12 protein-coding genes are annotated in these 17,135 nt (G+C 70.2%); 8 read left to right on the plus strand and 4 right to left on the minus strand.

The window, feature by feature from the left end:
* Positions 1-167: 167 nt before the first annotated feature.
* The 7 genes from Actob_RS16095 to Actob_RS16125 all read left to right on the plus strand — a co-directional run bounded on the left by Actob_RS16095 (position 168) and on the right by Actob_RS16125 (position 10,355).
* Positions 168-1,154, plus strand: coding sequence for a YveK family protein (locus Actob_RS16095; RefSeq protein ID WP_284920999.1), 987 nt, complete (start codon positions 168-170; stop codon positions 1,152-1,154).
* Positions 1,129-2,517 (plus strand): O-antigen ligase family protein, encoded by a 1,389-nt coding sequence (locus Actob_RS16100; protein WP_284921000.1) that lies wholly within the window; start codon positions 1,129-1,131, stop codon positions 2,515-2,517. The genes Actob_RS16095 and Actob_RS16100 overlap by 26 nt, the downstream gene beginning before the upstream one ends.
* Positions 2,514-3,992, plus strand: a complete 1,479-nt coding sequence (locus Actob_RS16105) for an oligosaccharide flippase family protein (RefSeq protein WP_284921001.1) — start codon at positions 2,514-2,516, stop codon at positions 3,990-3,992. The genes Actob_RS16100 and Actob_RS16105 overlap by 4 nt, the downstream gene beginning before the upstream one ends.
* Positions 3,993-4,005: 13 nt before the next feature.
* A complete protein-coding gene (locus Actob_RS16110) occupies positions 4,006-4,806 on the plus strand; it encodes a glycosyltransferase family 2 protein (RefSeq protein ID WP_284921002.1) in 801 nt (266 codons plus the stop codon).
* Positions 4,803-6,020 carry a hypothetical protein gene (locus Actob_RS16115; protein ID WP_284921003.1) on the plus strand — a complete coding sequence of 406 codons (1,218 nt, stop codon included), beginning with the start codon at positions 4,803-4,805 and terminating at the stop codon, positions 6,018-6,020. Before Actob_RS16110 ends, Actob_RS16115 begins: the two co-directional genes overlap by 4 nt.
* 145 nt (positions 6,021-6,165) lie before the next feature.
* Positions 6,166-9,243 (plus strand): DUF4082 domain-containing protein, encoded by a 3,078-nt coding sequence (locus Actob_RS16120; RefSeq protein ID WP_284921004.1) that lies wholly within the window; start codon positions 6,166-6,168, stop codon positions 9,241-9,243.
* 77 nt (positions 9,244-9,320) lie between these two features.
* Entirely contained in the window at positions 9,321-10,355 is a 1,035-nt protein-coding gene (locus Actob_RS16125) for a glycosyltransferase family 2 protein (RefSeq protein ID WP_284921005.1), read from the plus strand.
* A gap of 136 nt (positions 10,356-10,491) precedes the next feature.
* Here the strand turns inward: Actob_RS16125 and Actob_RS16130 are convergent, their stop codons facing one another.
* The 4 genes from Actob_RS16130 to Actob_RS16145 all read right to left on the minus strand — a co-directional run bounded on the left by Actob_RS16130 (position 10,492) and on the right by Actob_RS16145 (position 15,698).
* Positions 10,492-12,114: a methyl-accepting chemotaxis protein gene (locus Actob_RS16130; RefSeq protein ID WP_284921006.1), complete on the minus strand. Its 1,623-nt coding sequence runs from the start codon at positions 12,112-12,114 to the stop codon at positions 10,492-10,494.
* A 520-nt stretch (positions 12,115-12,634) separates the two neighbouring features.
* Positions 12,635-13,750: a biotin/lipoyl-containing protein gene (locus tag Actob_RS16135; protein ID WP_284921007.1), complete on the minus strand. Its 1,116-nt coding sequence runs from the start codon at positions 13,748-13,750 to the stop codon at positions 12,635-12,637.
* A complete protein-coding gene (locus Actob_RS16140) occupies positions 13,747-14,766 on the minus strand; it encodes an alpha-ketoacid dehydrogenase subunit beta (RefSeq protein WP_284921008.1) in 1,020 nt (339 codons plus the stop codon). Before Actob_RS16140 ends, Actob_RS16135 begins: the two co-directional genes overlap by 4 nt.
* Positions 14,763-15,698: a thiamine pyrophosphate-dependent dehydrogenase E1 component subunit alpha gene (locus Actob_RS16145; RefSeq protein ID WP_284921009.1), complete on the minus strand. Its 936-nt coding sequence runs from the start codon at positions 15,696-15,698 to the stop codon at positions 14,763-14,765. Before Actob_RS16145 ends, Actob_RS16140 begins: the two co-directional genes overlap by 4 nt.
* 322 nt (positions 15,699-16,020) lie before the next feature.
* Between Actob_RS16145 and Actob_RS16150 the strand changes: the two genes are divergently transcribed.
* Complete coding sequence (locus tag Actob_RS16150; RefSeq protein ID WP_284921010.1) at positions 16,021-17,130, plus strand: DegT/DnrJ/EryC1/StrS family aminotransferase; 1,110 nt, start codon at positions 16,021-16,023, stop codon at positions 17,128-17,130.
* Positions 17,131-17,135: the final 5 nt, after the last annotated feature.

A 17,135-nucleotide genomic window follows, 5' to 3' on the forward strand; every position in this document is an offset into this window, starting at 1 on the left:
GCGTTGACCTCGATCTCGTCAACTTCGATTGCAGACGGATGTCCAATAGCCACCCGTGCCATCGTCGTATAACTTGGCGATCGTGTGTCGGGGGGCACCGGTCGCCCTCCGTTCTGGAACTCCGTGGCGACGAAAGACGTCCTGGCGGAAATTTGGAGAAGGCGTCCGTGGACCTCGGCGAGATCCTGCGCATCCTGCGCAACCGCTGGTACATCGTCGTGCCGATGCTGGCGCTGGCGGTGGGCCTCGGCCTGGGCACCTACGTCCTGGTGCCGAACACCTACACGACCTACACGATGGTCAGTCTGCTGGCCGCCCCGACCACGAGCAAGGCCGCCGCCGTCGACACCGGCCAGGACAACCCGTTCCTCAACTTCAACGGCTCGCTGGTGGCGACCGCCGACTTCCTCGGCCGCCGGCTGCAGTCCTCCGACACCGTGCTGCAGCTGAAGGCCGCCGGGATCACCGAGGAGTACACGGTCGCCCTGGCCGAGAACGCACAGGGCCCGTTCCTCACCATCACGCTGACCGGCGGCGCGACCAAGGAGCACGTGCTCGCCTCGGCCAACCAGCTGGTGAAGGTCGCCGACACCACGCTCACCGAGATCCAGAAGCAGAACAACGTCGCCGAGAAGGACCGGATCACTTTGATCCAGGTCATCCCGCCGCAGAAACCCGAGACGGAGAGCAAGGAGAAGCTCAAGCTGGTCATCGTGGCCGGCGGCGGCACCGCGGCGCTCGCCTTCGTGCTGACCTTCGTGGTGGAGAGCATCGCCCGGGCCCGGCGGCGCAAGCGGCTCGGCGGTGAAGAGGTGACCACGGCAGCCGGCGCGGCGGCCGCGGGCCCGGACATCGAGGGCACCATGGTGCTGCAGCTGCCACCGAAACCGAAGGCCGCCGTCGCCCCGGTGGCGCCGCCGCAGCGGCCGCTGCCGCCGAAGGACGAACCGATCGCCGACGCCGAGAAGACCCAGCGGCTGCGGCTCCCGTCCCGGCCGGTGGGCAGCCCGCCGCAGGACAACCGCAAGCAGCCGGGCCAGGGCGCGCCGCAGCAGCGCTCCGGCGGGGCGCCTCGGACCGGAGCCGCCACGACCTACCAGTCGAACGGCGGGGACCGTAGGGGTCAGGATGCCGGCCGCGTCAACGGCAGCTGAGCCGCACGCCGCGACCGAGGACCGGTCCGCCACCTACGCCACCCGCCGCCCCGGCGCTCTCTACCGCTCCCAGCAGCGTCTGCGCCGGCTCGGCCCGGACTCGCTGCTGGCCGTCTACATCGTCCTGCTGCTGGTCGTCCCGTCCCGGCTGGTGGTCGCCGGGATCGGCGCGACCGGCACCATCGCCAACCTGTTCCTGCTGGTCTCCCTGCTCTGGTACGCGATCAGCTGGCTGATGCGCCGGGTGTCCACCGCGTCGTTCACCAGGCCGGCCCGGCTGGCGCTGTTCGGTTACGCCGTGGCGGTGCTGCTGGCGTACGTCGCGGTCGGCCGCCGCGACGCCGACACGGCGGAGTACAGCGCCGCCGACCGGGCCCTGCTCCAGTTGCTGGTCTGGCTGCCACTGATCCTGCTCACCACCTCGCTGACCGAGTACCGGCAGATCGAACGGCTGCTGCGCCTGTTCGTCAGGTGCTGCTCCTGGATCGCCGTGGTGGCGATGCTCGAGTTCGTGCTCAAGCAGAGCCTCACCGCGTGGATCGTGATCCCGGGCCTGTCCTCCAGCGCGACCTCCGAGCTGGTCACCCGCGGCGACTTCGTCCGGCCCACCGCCACCGCGTCACACAGCCTGGAGCTGGCCGCGGTCATGGTGACGGCCCTGCCGTTCGCCATCCAGCAGGCCTTCCACGGCGAGGGCCGCAGCGTGCTGCGGCGCTGGACGCCGGTCGGCCTGATCGCCCTCTCCTCGATGATGACCGTCTCGCGGACGTCGGTGATCGGCCTGGCGGTGGTCCTGCTGGTGCTGCTGCCCACCTGGCCGGCGCGGCGGGTGGGCCGCACCCTGCTGGCGATGATCCCCGCCCTGGGCGCCACCCGGATCCTGGTGCCCGGCCTGGTCGGCACCCTGATCGGACTGTTCAGCGCGATGCTCGACGGCGGCGACAACAGCACCAAGTCGCGGACCGCCACCAGCGCGGACATCGGCCTCGACCTGGCCGGTCACCAGTGGTTCGGGCGCGGGCCGGGGACCTACCTGCCGACCATGTACCGCTACACCGACAATCAGTATCTGCTGGCCCTGCTGGAGGTCGGCGTGGTCGGGCTGATCGCCATCATGCTGATCTACGCCACGACGATGCACTGTGGTGCCCTCGGCCGCCGCCGGTCCATCGACCCGGCGCGCCGGGAGACCGGTCAGGGATTCGTGGCCGTCGGGTTCGTGATGCTCGTCGTAATGGCCACTTTCGACACGCTGAGCTTCCCGATGGTGGCCGGATCCACTTTCCTGATGTTGGGCCTCTCGGGTGCTTACCTGGGCGTGGCTCGCCGTGAAGAGGCGAGAATCGGAGACCTTCCACAGTGACGGACCTGAACCGACGGGTGGCCACCGCCGCCCGCTGGAGCTTGATCAACACCATCGTTCGCCGGATCGGCACCTTCGCCTCCGGCGTCGTGCTGGCCCGCCTCTTTTTCGGGCCGTACGAGTGGGGCCTCTACGCGGTCGGCCTGCTGGTGCTGGCGATGCTGCTCTCGCTCAACGAGATGGGCGTCAGCCTGGCCCTGGTGCGCTGGGAGGGCGACATCCGTCGCTTCGCGCCCACCGTGCTGACCCTCTCCACGCTCAGCAGCACCGCGTTCTATGTCGTGTTGTACTTCTCCGCGCCGACGGTGGCCCGGCTGCTCGGCTCGCCGGACGCCACCACGATGCTCCGGGTGCTGTGCCTCAGCGTGATCATCGACGGTATCGCCTGCGTCCCGCTGGGCCAGCTGAACCGGGAGTTCCAGCAGTTCCGCCGCACCGTGGTGGACATCCTCAACTTCGCCGTCAACACCGGCGCCACCATCGCGTTCGCCGCGGCCGGCGTCGGTGCGATGAGCTTCGCCTGGGGCTCGCTGGCCGGCAACCTGGTGGCGCTGGTCGGCTTCGGGCTGTGCGCGCCCGGCATGCTGCGGTTCGGCTGGAACCGCGACCAGGCCCGGCAGCTGATCCGGTACGGCCTGCCGCTGGCCTCGGCCAGCCTGCTCACCCTGGGCATCGTCAACGTGGACTCGGTGGTGGTCGGCTCGGTGCTCGGCCCGGCCGCGCTCGGCATTTACGCGATGGCCTTCAACATGTCGAGCTGGCCGGTGCGGATGGTGTCGGAGACCGCCCGGCGGGTGTCGTTCGCCGGCTTCTCCCGGCTCGCCGACTCCGCGCCGGCCGAGTTCGCGAGCGGTTTCGTCCGCGCCTTCACGCTCGTCATCGCGGCCGCGGTGCCGATCTGCGTGGTGCTCGGCGTGCTGGCCGAGCCGATCATCACGTTCGTCTACGGTGACCAGTGGGCGGCCGCCGCGCTGCCGCTGCAGTTCCTGGTCGGCCTCGGCCTGTTGCGGACCGCCGTCGAGCTGGCCTACGACTGCCTGGCCACCCGGGTCCGCAAGACCCTCATGCTGATGCAGGCCTGGTGGCTGTTCTCGCTCATCCCGGTGCTGCTGCTCTTCGCCCACCGGTGGGGCGTGCCGGGCGTCGGCGCCGGCCAGCTGGTGGTGGCCGCCCTACTGGTCGCCCCGGTCTTCCTGGTCGCGCTGGTCCGGCTCGGCATCCCGGCCGGCCAGATCCTGCTCGCCTGCGTCCGCCCGCTGCTCGGCGGCGTGGCCATGGGCGCTGTCGCCTGGGCCGCGCACCACTGGCTCGGCGGCGGGTTCGTCGGCCTGACCGTGGCCGGCCTCGCCGCCCTCGCGGCCTACGTGCCGTTCGTCCTTCCCATCGTGAAACGCCTCCGGTCCGGCATGGCCGGCACCGACGAGGTGCCCGCCGGCGAGCCCGCTCTCGCGGCCGCGGCAGCCGACCCCTCCTAGGAGTTCGAAGACAATGCGTTCGTTGAAGCGGCGACTGCGCGAGCGATACGGCTGGCTGCCCCTCGAGGAACTGCGCAACAAGGTGGTGCTCGGGCACACCGCTGTCGGCCTCGGCCGGTTCGAGCGCTCGGAGGTGCGCCGCCTGCTGCGCGGGATGCCCGGCGGGGTGCGCCCGCGGGCCCGGGTAGCCGTCGTCGTGCTGACCTACAAGCGCCCCGGCGGCCTGCTGCGGGCTGTCGAGTCGGTCCTCGCCCAGACCATGGAGGACCTGGTCCTGGTGGTGGTCGACGACGCGGGCGGCCAGCTGCCCGAGTTCCCGGCGGACCCGCGGCTGCACGTGGTGAGCCTGCGGCACAACATCAACGTGCCGGGTGTCGGGCGCAACGTCGGGATCGGCCTGACCGAGTCGTCGTACGTGGCGTTCCTCGACGACGACAACACCTGGGACAAGCACCACCTGGAGACCGCCCTGGCCCGGTTGGACGACGGGCGCGACGCGGACCGTCCGGACGCGGTCTACACCGCGATGCGGCGGCTGATGCCGGACGGGACCGTCCGCGACGTGCTGTCCGTGCCGTTCGACCGCAAGCTCGCCTGGGAGCGCTGCTATCTCGACAACAACCCGCTCGTCCTGCGCCGGCTGCCGAGCACCCGGTTCAGCCGGTTGCGCCGCACCACGTCGGTGGCGCCGAAGGAGGACTGGGAGCTGGTCTACCGGTTCAGCCGGCGGCACCGCGTCGAGCACATCCCGGAGCCGACAGTGAACTACACCATCAACCCGGACAGCTACTGGACCCCTTGGGAGCTTTCATGAGGCCCGGCCTGCGGAAACTCATCTGGCCCGCCGGCCTGGCGGTGCTGCTGGCGGCGGTGGTCGCGATAGTGGTGCTGATCCGCGGCGGCGACGACGCCGGGCCTGGCGCGCAGGCGAACGGCACCCCCGGCGCCTCCGGTCCGCAGGCCACCGGCGGCCCGCGGTCCTCCCCGGCGCCCAGCGCGGCCGGCTCGGGCGCACCCTCGGCATCCGTCTCGGCGTCGGTGCCGGCCAAGGAGCCGACCGCCGCGCCGTCCAAGCCCAAGACGCTGCCGGTGAACGCGACCGGCGGCGGGCGGTACCCGGCCCGGTTCTCGGTCGGCGCGCCCGGGGTCAAGCCGTACAAGCAGTCGGACACGTCACTGCCGGTGCCCAAGGGCTACAAGGTGGTGAAGCCGAGCAACAAGGAAAGCAAGGAGTGGGACCTCTACGACTGCAAGGGCACCGTCAACCTGGACCACAAGTACTTCCGGGGCTACCTCTACATCGGCACCGGCTGTCACGGGACGGTCAACATCACCAACTCGATCATCGCGCCGCCGGCCGACTCGGCGAACCGGGCGATCCTGGTGAACGCCGACTCCTCCGGTGACCTGCGGCTGAACCTCACCAACGTGACCATCCGGCCGGAGCCGGTGCCGAAGGGTGAGAAGGGCGCCGCCGCGAACGACCACGCCATCAACGACTGCGCGACCTGCACCATCTCGCTGAACCGGGTGGACGTGGCGAACACCGGGGGCATGTGCCTGTGCGGCGCCCGGACGACGATCCGCAACAGCTGGCTGCACGACAACTACATCGCGAACCTCGACGATCCGTCGGTCGCGCACACCGGCGGGGTCTTCCCGTACGGCGGGTCCGGCCCGGTGACCATCGAGAACAGCCGCCTGGAGCCGGGCATCGACGCGCACACCGGCAAACCGGTGCCGAATTACTGGAAGGCCATCACCGCCGTGCTGTTCACGCAGAGCGTGGACGGCTCGGTGCTGCGTGACTACTCGGTCCGCAACAGCTTCATCTCGCTCGGCGCCTATGGGCTGCGTGCCCAGAGCGGCGCCGGGTTGAAGGTCACCGACAACGTGTTCGGCCCGACGCACTGGGAGGCCGTCGAGGGCTGCGACGGGGGTTGCTCGGTGACGTACGGCGAATGGTCGAACAACGTCGTCGGCACCATCGACGGCGTACCGACCAAGAAACAGGTCGCCAAACCGTGACACATATTTCTGAGGAAAAGAGCATGGCGTGATAAATAGGCTCGCAGCAGGCGTGTTGTCAGCGCTGCTGTTCGGTGCCGTGGTCGGGCTGCCAGGGGCAGTCCTGGCGGCGGACGACCCATGCGGGGTCAATTCCAATCCGATCGTGTGCGAGAACTCCAAGCCCGGCACACCGCGCGACGACTGGTACTCGGACGCCTCGTGGGGCGACATCGAGGGCTTCACCACCAAGGTGAGCGTCCAGCCCGGTGAGACGCTGAAGATGAAGGTGAACTCGCCGACCGCGTTCACCGTCACCTTCTACCGGCTCGGCTACTACCAGGGCAACGGTGCGCGGATCATGCCGACGTCGCCGACCGCCAAGTTCCCGGCCAAGGTGCAGAACGCGTGCCAGAAGGACCCGGCCGTCGGCCTCGTCGACTGCGGCAACTGGACCACCAACGTGACCTGGACGGTGCCCTCGGACGCGGTCTCCGGTGTCTACCTGGCCGCGCTGGACCAGGGTGACGGGCTGGGCTACATGCCGTACCCGTTCGTCGTGGCCAACGACAACAGCCACTCCGACATCGTGGTGCAGACCTCCGACGAGACCTGGCAGGCGTACAACTCGTGGGGCGGGCAGAACCTGTACGAGGGCGGCGGCCCGGCACCGGACGGCCGCGCGTACAAGGTCAGCTACAACCGGCCGCTGCGGATCGCCGGTGACAACGCGATCCTGTCCAGCGAGTTCCCGATGATCCAGTGGCTGGAGCGCAACGGCTACGACGTCAGCTACGCCTCCAACCTGGACGTCTCCACCAAGCCGTCGCTGCTGCCCAAGCACAAGATCTACGTGTCGTCGGGCCACGACGAGTACTGGGACCAGGGGATCTGGGACAACGTCAAGGCGGCCCGCGCCGCCGGGGTGAACCTGGCGTTCTTCAGCGCCAACGAGGCGTTCTGGCGGACCCGCTGGGAGCCGTCGCTCGCCGCCGACGGCGGTGACCACCGCACCCTGGTCTCCTACAAGATGACCAAGATGAACCAGTCGCCGCCGAACGGCGTCGCCGACCCGAGCGGCCAGTGGACCGGCACCTGGATGGACCCGGCCGGTGCCGGCAAGGGCGGCAACTCGCCGCAGAACCAGATCACCGGCACGCTGTTCTCGGTCAACGGCTACCGGCACGACGCCATGACGGTGTCCTCGCAGTTCAAGAAGATGCGGCTGTGGCGCGACACCGAGATCGAGAGGCTCGGCGACGGCGAAGTGGCGACGTTCCCGGCCGGCACCCTCGGCTACGAGTGGGACTCCGACGTGGAGAACGCGGTGCGCCCGCCGGGCGCCGTCCGGTTCTCGGCCACCACCCTGCAGATCACCGACGGCACGCTGCTGCTGGACGAGGGCAACAACTACGGCAACGGCGTGGCCACGCACAGCGTCGTGATGTACCGCGACCCGGTCTCCAAGGCGCTGGTCTTCGGCTCCGGCACGGTGCAGTGGTCGTGGGGCCTGAGCACCCTGCACACCGGCCCGGCCAGCTCCGAGGACCCGCGGATGCAGCAGGCCACGCTGAACCTGCTGGCCGACATGGGCGCGCAGCCGAAGACCATCCAGAGCGGCATGAAGGTGCCGGTCAAGTCGGCCGACACCACCGGTCCGGTGGTGACGGTGAGCGCCCCGACGGCGGGGAGCACCGTGCCCAAGCTGTCCCCGATCACGGTGACCGGTACCGCCGCCGACGCCGGCGGGCAGCTCGGCCGGGTGGAGGTCTCCACCGACGGCGGCACCACCTGGAACGCGGCGACCGGGCTGGCCACCTGGACGTACACCTGGACGCCGGTCGCCGAGGGCGCCGCGCAGATCAAGGTGCGGGGCATCGACGACAGCCTGAACTTCGGCACCGTCACCACGATCAACCTGACCGTCGGGCCGCAGAAGTGCCCGTGCACCACGTACAAGGCCGGTGACGTGCCGGCCAACGTGGACTCGCAGGACGCCAACGCGAACGAGCTGGGCGCCAAGTTCCAGGTGTCGGTGCCGGCCCAGGTGACCGGGGTGCGGTTCTACAAGGCCGCCGCGAACACCGGCACCCACCTCGGCAAGCTCTGGACGACCGGCGGGAAACTGCTGGCCACCGGCACGTTCCAGAACGAGTCGGCCAGCGGCTGGCAGACGATGAGTTTCGCCAGCCCGGTCTCGATCGCGGCGAACACCACGTACGTCGTGTCCTACTACACCCCGACCGGGCACTACTCGTACTCCAGCGCCTACTTCACCGCCAAGGGCGCCGGGGACGGCATTGTCAAGCAGCTGCAGTCCGGGGTGTCCGGGCCGAACGGCGTCTACAAGTACGGCACCAACGGTGGCTTCCCGAACCTGAGCTGGGGCGACACCAACTACTGGGTGGACGCGGTGGTGGAGACGGCCTCGGCCGGCACCACGCCGCCGGTGGTCACGGTGCGCAGCCCGGCGAACGGTGACGCCGGCGTGGCCCGCAACACGTCGGTGACCGCGACGTTCGACCACGACGTCAACCCGGAGACGCTGGAGTTCACCCTCAAGGCGGGCGGCACCGCCGTCGGCGCCAAGGTGTCCTACGACGACACCACCCGCAAGGCGACCCTGCAGCCGGACAGCGTGCTGGCCGCGAACACCCAGTTCACCGCGTCGGTGAAGGCTGCCGACCTGTGGGGCAACGCGATGGCGTCGGCGCAGACCTGGCAGTTCACCACCGGGTCCGGGGTGCAGTGCCCCTGCTCGGTGTGGGGCTCGGCGGCCACGCCGGATGTGGAGAGCGCCGGCGAGGCCAACGCCCTGGAGCTCGGCATGCGGTTCACCTCGGCGGTCGACGGCTACGTCACCGGGGTCAAGTTCTACAAGGGTGACCGCAACACCGGCACGCACACCGGGACGCTGTGGTCGGACACCGGGCAGGAGCTGGCCACCGGCACGTTCCAGAACGAGTCGACGAGCGGCTGGCAGACCCTGAAGTTCGCGACCCCTGTGGAGATCGACGCGAACATCACGTACGTGGTGTCCTACCACACCGAGGTGGGCTTCTACGCGTACAGCCCGTCGTACTTCACGCAGGCCCGGACCTCGTACCCGCTGACCGCGGTGGCCGACTCGGCCACCGGGCACAACGGGTTGTTCAAGGCCAGCTCCACCCGGACGTTCCCGACATCCAGCTGGAACGCCGGCAACTACTGGGTCGACGTGGTGTTCACGACGGCCACACCGTGAGGTGGCGGGCTCCGCGCCACCCGGCGCGGAGCCCGCCACTGTTCGTGCTGGGTTCGTTCCTACTGGGGGGAAACAAGGTGAGCTCGGTCAGCGTCGTGATCCCGTGCTACAAGTACGGCGATTACCTGCGGGCATGCGTGGACAGCGTGCTCGACAACCCGGGCGTCGACGTGCGGGTGCTGATCATCGACGACGCGTCGCCGGACGACTCGGCCGCGAAGGCGCACGCGATCGCCGCGAGCGACCCGCGCGTCGAGGTCCGGGTGCACAAGGAGAACAAGCGGCACATCGCGACGTACAACGAGGGGCTGCTGGAGTGGGCCGACGGCGACTACGTCGCACTGCTGTCGGCCGACGACATGCTGACCCCGGGCGCGCTGACCCGGGCGGTGGCGCTGCTCGACGCGAATCCGGACATGGGCTTCGCCTACGGCCATCCGGTCCACTTCCAGCACCCGGGCCCGCCCCCGCCGGCGAACCAGGGCACCGGCGAGACCGCCGTGTATCCCGGCCACTGGTGGCTGGAACGGCGTTTCCGGGAGGGGACCGGCTGCATCACCTCACCCGAGGTGGTGGTGCGGACCAAGCTGCAGCGTGAGGTCGGCGGCTATGACCCGAACCTGCCGCACGCCGCCGACATCGAGATGTGGATGCGGCTGGCCTCGCACGCCGACGTCGGTTACGTCAAGGCCGACCAGGCGTACTACCGGCTGCACGGGCAGAACATGCACGTCGACGCCGGTGCCGTCGACGACCTGCGGGAACGCAAGGTCGCCTACGAGTCGGTGCTGGCCAAGTGCGGACACCTGCTCCCCGACGCGGACCGTCTCGACGCGATGGTGCACCGGCGGCTGGCCCGGTTCGCGCTGCGCCGCGCGTACCGCGCCTACGACCGCGGCCGTACCGCCAGCACGCCGGAGGAGGAACTGGTCGCCTTCGCCGCCGAATGCTGGCCCGACTACAGGTCCCTCCCGGAGTACCGCGGCCTGCGGGTCCGCCGCCGCGTCGGCGCCAAGACCATGCCTTACCTGCAACCCCTGGTCCTCTCCGCGGTCGCCCACAAGGGCCGCGAGTGGCTGTGGTGGCGCTCCTGGAGCCGCCGCGGCATCTGACCACCCCGGCGGGCCTGTCTGGGGGTGAGCGCTCCGTCCCGGGACCGCACAGGGCTCCCGTCCATCGGACGGCCCGGTCCCAGGCGCGGACGCCTTGTCCGCGTCCTGGGAACGGGAGGCGCTGTTCGCGACCGCCTCAGTAGCGGAACCTGCCGACGGTGGTCTTGAGGTCACCCACCACTGTCGCGATCGTGCTGGTGGTGTGTGCGGCCTCCCCGGCCGCCGCCGACGTGCTGGCCGCGCCCTCGGAGACCTGGGTGATGTTGACGGCGATCTGACCGGCCGCCTCGGCCGTCTCGGTGACGTTCCGCGACATCTCGTTGGTGGTCGCGGTCTGCTCCTCGACCGCGGAGGCGATCGTGGTGGAGAAGTCGCTGATCCTGCCGACGATGTCGGCGACCGTGGAGATGGCGCCGACCGCGGCATCGGTGCCGGCCTGGATCGCGGCGACCCGCTGAGTGATGTCGTCGGTGGCCTTGGCGGTCTCCTGTGCGAGTTCCTTGACCTCGCCGGCGACCACCGCGAACCCCTTGCCGGACTCGCCGGCCCGGGCCGCCTCGATGGTGGCGTTGAGCGCCAGCAGATTGGTCTGCTCGGCGATCGAGGTGATCAGCTTGACCACGTTGCTGATCTCAGAGCTCGCGGTGGACAACGCGGCGACGGTGTCCCGGGCCGTCGAGGCGATGCCGACGGCGGTGCCGGCCACCTGTGCGGCCTCGGACGCGTTCACCGAGATCTCCCGGATCGACGCGGTCATCTCCTCGCTGCCGGCCGACAGGGTGGACACGTTGCGGGACACATCCTCGGCGGCGCGAGTGACCGTTCCGGCCTGGGTGCTGGTCTGCTCGGCATTGGCCGACATCTGCGTGGTCATGGCACCCAGCGTCTGCACCGACCCGTCGAGGGTCTCCGCGGCGCCGGCCATCTGGGCGACCACCTGTTGCACCCGGGCGATGAACGTGTTGACCGCCCGGGCGACGTCGCCGGTCTCGTCGTTCGTCAGGTCGGGCAGCCGGGCGGTGAGATCGCCCTCGCCCTCGGCGATGTCGGTCATCCGGTCCCGCAGGCGATACAGCGCGGTGCGCACCGCGCGCACCAGTCCCCAGCCGATCCCGCCCAGCAGCAGCACTGCGACCAGCAGCGAGACGCCCACCACGACCTTCACTGACGTCGCCTTGGCATCGGCCTCCTCGGTAGCCTTGACGACCATGCCGTCCAGGTTGGCGCGGGCATCGGTCAGCACCTCCTCCGTGGCGCCGGCGCGTTTGTCGTCGTCGGCGAGCAGCCTGATGGCCGCCGCGCCCGCCGGGTCGACGGTCTTGGCGGTGGCCACCGCGTCGTCCTCCTCGCCCAGGTACTTCTCGTAGGCGGCGGCCACCGCCGTCAACTGGTTGTGCGCCGCCCCGGTCAACGCCATCGTGGCGATCGCCGCCATGTCCGCGCGGGCCGCGGTCGCCGCATTACCGAGCAGGGTGTCGGCCTGCTGACGCGCGGCGTCCGTGGTGGACAGGAGGGCTCGGTTCAAGGCGATGGTCGCGTTGCTCTCCTGCATGTCCATGTCGATCAGGCGTGCGTTCGCGTCGGACAGCATCGCCTGTTGCGTCGCCAATGTCCGGATGTCGGACACCGACAGCACTCCCAGCAGGCCCAGTGCGAGGAGCAGGCCGACCGCGATCACCACCAAGGTGGTGATTTTGGCCGCGATCGTCCACCGCAACCGGCCCGCCCAACCTGACTTGATCATGGTCTGCTGACTCATCCTGGCCCCCCGGCCGACCCGCGATGCGGCGGAACATGACTGCCGTATCTGGTGCCTGATGTCTGACTTATATCGACATACCCTTTATGACACTAGCGCGGGCAGGTGACGCTTTCGGCTGGCTCGCATCTTCCGGTTCGACCCGACTTTTCGGTACGGCGCAGGGTCCATGCCGGTCAGGAACAGAACACGGCCCTGATCGCCGTGAAGAAGGCGGGACGGGCGGGTGCTCGGGATCGTGCTTCTTGCCAATCTCCAGGTCGAAGACGCTGCCCACCAGCACGAAACTGCCGGGTCCGGTCGGTGCTGGTGACCGACAGGCTGTCGAACAGCGCCCGGTCCAACCGAGCCAGCTCGTCCAGAGTGGAGACCATGGCGCCGGCCGTCCACGCGCGGTCCGATCGCGTGGTCGTGCCGGCGGCCTGGAAGGCTGCGGTCGTGGCCGATGCCGGGACCGCGACTCAGGAGGCGGCCGGGGACCGCGACCCGGGACACCGCCCGGGCCGCGGACCGCGATCGATCAGCGGCGCAACGGCACGACCGTCGTCGTGACGATCTTCGTCTTGACCACGTGCTCGGCCGGCACGGACGCCGTCAGCACCGCGCCGGAAGCGACGGCGACATCGTCGCCGATCACCACGTCCGGTTCGATGACGATGCCGGTGCCGAAGCGGGTGCGGTTGCCGATGGTGACCTTGCCGGAGGTGTAGACCGACGGGCCGGTGGCGTTGTCGTCGCCGATCACGCTGTGGTGGTCGAACGAGTTGTAGGCCGAGAAGAAGTTGTTGTCGCCCACCTTCACCCCGGTCGCCACATGGCAGAACGCGCAGATGATGTTGCCCTGCCCGAGCTCGGTGTCGGTGGCGATCTTCGCGGTCGGGTCGATCGCGTTGGCCAGCGGGATGCCGGCCCGCTCGCAGACGCCGCGGAACTTGGCGCGAACCGCCGGCGACTTGCCGATCGCGATGATCGCCGCGTCGAAGACGCCGGCCCCGAACAGCTCGGTGAGCCGCCCGCTGCCGCCGACCACCGGCACGCCGTGCACCTCGGCGCCCCAGCGCGACGTGTCGTCGTCGACGATCGCGACGGCCTGTTGCGTCGTGCTGCCCGCCAGGATGTCCAGGACCTGCGTGGCACCGAGCGCCGCCCCGATGATCAGGATCCGCTGCCGGCCGGGTGCCCCGGTCAGCGGCGCCGGGAGGTCCGCCTCGGCGACGACCGGCGCGACCACGGCGGCTTCCACGTCCTTGACCGTGATCAGCCGGTCCAGGCCCAGCGAGGCCAGGTCGACGCCCAGTTCGGCAGCCCGCTGGACGGCCTTCACCGTGGCCCGCGGTCCGTCCGTAGCGGGCGCCGCGGCAGCGGCCGCGGCCTGCTCGATGACGTAGGCGTCGCGGGCCACGACGTCGTCGAACAGCATCGCGATCGGCTGCGTGAGCCGGATCTCGGCCCCCTTCGCGGCCTGGTGCAGCAGCACCCCGGCGACCGGCGCGACCACCTCGAGGACCGCCTTGCTCGTCTCCACCTCGGCGAGCAGCTCATCCTTCGCCACCTCGGCGCCGTCCTCGGCGAACCACATCACCAGGATGCCGTGCTCGCTGTTGACGTCGTTGGTGGGCACCAGGACGGGATTCAACGGGACTCCTTATGAGCGGCGCGCAGGGCCGCCTCGATCCGGGCACTGCCGACCAGTACGTCGGCTTCCTTGGGCTTCGACGACGGGATGATGGTGGGCTCGCTGGCCACCACGTCGACCGGCTGCCGCAGCCTGCCGAACAGCCGCCGGGAGATCACCGAGGCCGCCTCGGATCCCCAGGACCAGCCGTCGGCACCCTCCTCGATCGTCACCAGACGGCCGGTGACCGAGACCGATCGCTCGACCGGCGCCCAGTCCATCGGGGCGATCTGCGCCGGCACGATCAGCTCGGCGAAGATCTCCTCCTCGATGGCCAGCCGCTCGATCACCTGGGCGGCCAGCATCGCCTGATAGCCGTAGGCGAGGACGCTGATCGTGCAGTCCTCGGCGGGCACCGCGGAGAGCCGGATCGTCGGCAGCATGCCGGGGGAGTTGTCGCTGGTCGCGATGAGGTCACCGACCCGGCCGCCGACCGGCGGCGTGAGGTGCTGCGGGTAGAGCAGCTTGTGCTCCACGTAGAGCACCGGCTCGTCGCGGCGCAGGAAGTCGGCGAAGACCTCCCGCGGGTCGTGGTAGAGCGAGGCGGCGACCACCCTCAGGTGCGGGACGCCGAGGAAGTGCTTTTCCAGGCTCTGACTGTGGGTGGGGCCGTAACCGCGGTGCCCGCCGGTGGCCGCCCGGATGATCACCGGGCAGGTGGCCTGCTCGGCGTACATCTTCTGATATTTGGCGATGTGGTTGACGACCTGATCGAACATCAGCGTCAAAAAGTCGCCGAACATCACCTCGGCGATCGGCCGGTACCCCGCCAGGGCCAGGCCGGCCGAGATGCCGGCGATCGCGCCCTCGCTGATCGGCGTGGTCCGCACCCGTTGCGGGAAGGCAGTGGACAGGCCGCGGGTCACCTTGAAGGCGCCACCGTACGGATCGGCGATGTCCTCCCCGAGCAGCACCACCCGCTCGTCGTCGCCGAGCGCCCCGCGCAGCGTGTCGCCCAGCTCCTTCGCGAAGATCACGCGCTCGCCCTCGCCGTCGCCACGACCTCGCTCAGCGCGGTCTCCACCTCGTCCTCGATCCGCCGCCGGTCCGCCTCGTCGAGCCGCCGCCCGTGCACCACCAGCGGCTCGACCAGCCACCGCTCGGCGATCTCCCGCTCCGGCCGCTCGTCGTCGCTCTTCGAGTGGTGGCACAGCCGGTACGTGTGGATCAGCAGCACCCGCGGCCCCTCCCCGGAGCGCACCGCGGCCACCTCCGCACCGGCGATCTCGCTCAGCTCCTGCACGTCGGTGCTGTCCACCTCGCGCACCGGCACGCCGAACGCGGCGAACCGGGACGCCATGTCGCCGGCCAGGTTGGCGGCGATCGGCGTGCTCTGCGCCCACCGGTTGTCCTCGCAGACCACCAGCAGCGGCAGTTTCCACAGCGCGGCCATGTTCAGCGTCTCGTAGACCACCCCCTCGCCCAGGGTGCCGTCGCCGATGAACACCACGCTCACCGCGTCGTTGCCGGAGAGTTGATTCGCGAGGGCGATCCCGGCCGCGTTCGGCACGATGCCGCCCTGCACGCCGTTGGACTTGAAGCCGGGCGCGCAGATGTGCTGGCTGCCGCCCAGCCCGCGGCAGACGCCGGCCTCTTTGCCCATGATCTCGGCCATCAGGCCCAGGGCGTCACCGGAGTGCGCGAGGTAGTGGCCGTGGCACCGGTGGTTGCTGAAGATGTGGTCGCCGTCGGCGAGGTGCTCGGTGACCGCCACGGCGTCGGCCTCCTGGCCGATGCAGGCGTGCGTGGTCCCGTTGAGCGCACCCTCCTCGAACAGCTGCAACAGCGTCTCTTCGAATCGCCGGATGAACCGCATGCGCCGGTACCGCCGGTGGGCGAGCGGCTCGCCGGGGACCCCGGTGAGCCGCTCGTCGGTCCCGTCCCGCGCCGGCGCGAGCGCCGTCGACATCAAAATGTGCCTCCCCCTGGCCGCCCCCGAGGGGCGGATGATCCCATCGCGCCGACCCTACCGACGCCGGCGAGTCCGATGGAGACACCTTCAGCCATCGTGGAAGCGCCGGGGATCGCCTAATTAGAGCCGAACGGCCGGTGCTCCCCACCCAACGGATGGGACCGGCCCGCTTACGGCGCTGACTACAGTAGTCGAGCCGATCACAACGCACCGTGACGTAATCGGGGTTGCCGGAAAGCCGTCACTGCACTGCCGCGGACATCGACCCGGCGGTAATGTCCGTCCACTCAAGAGCCCCTTTCCCGGGAGTAGACACAACATGATTCCGCTCGTCGATCTGCAAGCCGCGCACGCCGAGGTCGCCGAGGAGGTGGACGCCGGGTTCAAGCGGGTGCTCGCCACCACCGGATTCATCGGCGGCGGCGAGGTGGCGGCGTTCGAGCGCGAGTTCGCCGACTTCTCCGGCGCCGCTCACTGCGTGGGTGTCGCCAACGGCACCGACGCCGTGGAGCTGGCCCTGCGGGCCGCCGGTGTCGGTCCCGGCGACGAGGTGGTGGTGCCGGCCAACACGTTCGTCGGCACCGTCGAGCCGGTCGCCCGGATCGGCGCCCGCGTGGTGATGGCCGACATGGACCCGGACACCTACCTGGTCGACGTCGACCAGATGCTCGCCGCGGTCGGCCCGAAGACCAAAGCCGTCGTCCCGGTGCACCTCTACGGGCAGCTGGCCGACGCGCCGCGGCTGCGCGCCGAGCTGGCCGGCAGCGGCGTCGCGGTGGTCGAGGACGCCGCGCAGTGCCAGGGCGCCCTGCGCCACGGCCGGGGCGCCGGTGCCGACGGCATCGCCGCCACCAGCTTCTACCCGGGCAAGAACCTGGGCGCCTACGGTGACGCCGGTGCGGTCCTCACCCCGGATCAGGACCAGGCGATTTTCGTACGCACCCTGGGCAGTCACGGGGGCCTGGAGAAGTACCTGCACGAACTGGTCGGGATGAACAGCCGCCTCGACGCGTTGCAGGCCGTGGTGCTGCGCGCCAAGCTGGCCCGGCTGGGCGCGTGGAACGCGTCACGCCGCGCCGCCGCCGACCGCTATCACCAGCTGCTCGCCGACCTCGACGTGGTCCGCCCGGTCACCCTGGACGGCAACGAGCACGCCTGGCACCTCTACGTCGTCCGGATCCCGGGCGGCCCGCGGCGGCGCGACGCCGTGCTGGCCAAGCTGCACGAGTCCGGTGTGGGCGCGGGCATCCACTACCCGTACCCTCTGCACCTGACCCCGGCCTTCGCCGACCCGAAGTACCCGGCCGGCAGCTTCCCGCACGCCGAGAAGGCGGCCGGCGAGATCCTGTCGCTGCCGCTCTACCCGCAGATCACCGTGGACCAGCAGGAGAAGACCGTGGCCGCCCTCGCGGCCGCGCTGGAGGGCTAGGCACA

Source organism: Actinoplanes oblitus, from assembly GCF_030252345.1.
Lineage (GTDB): Bacteria > Actinomycetota > Actinomycetes > Mycobacteriales > Micromonosporaceae > Actinoplanes > Actinoplanes oblitus.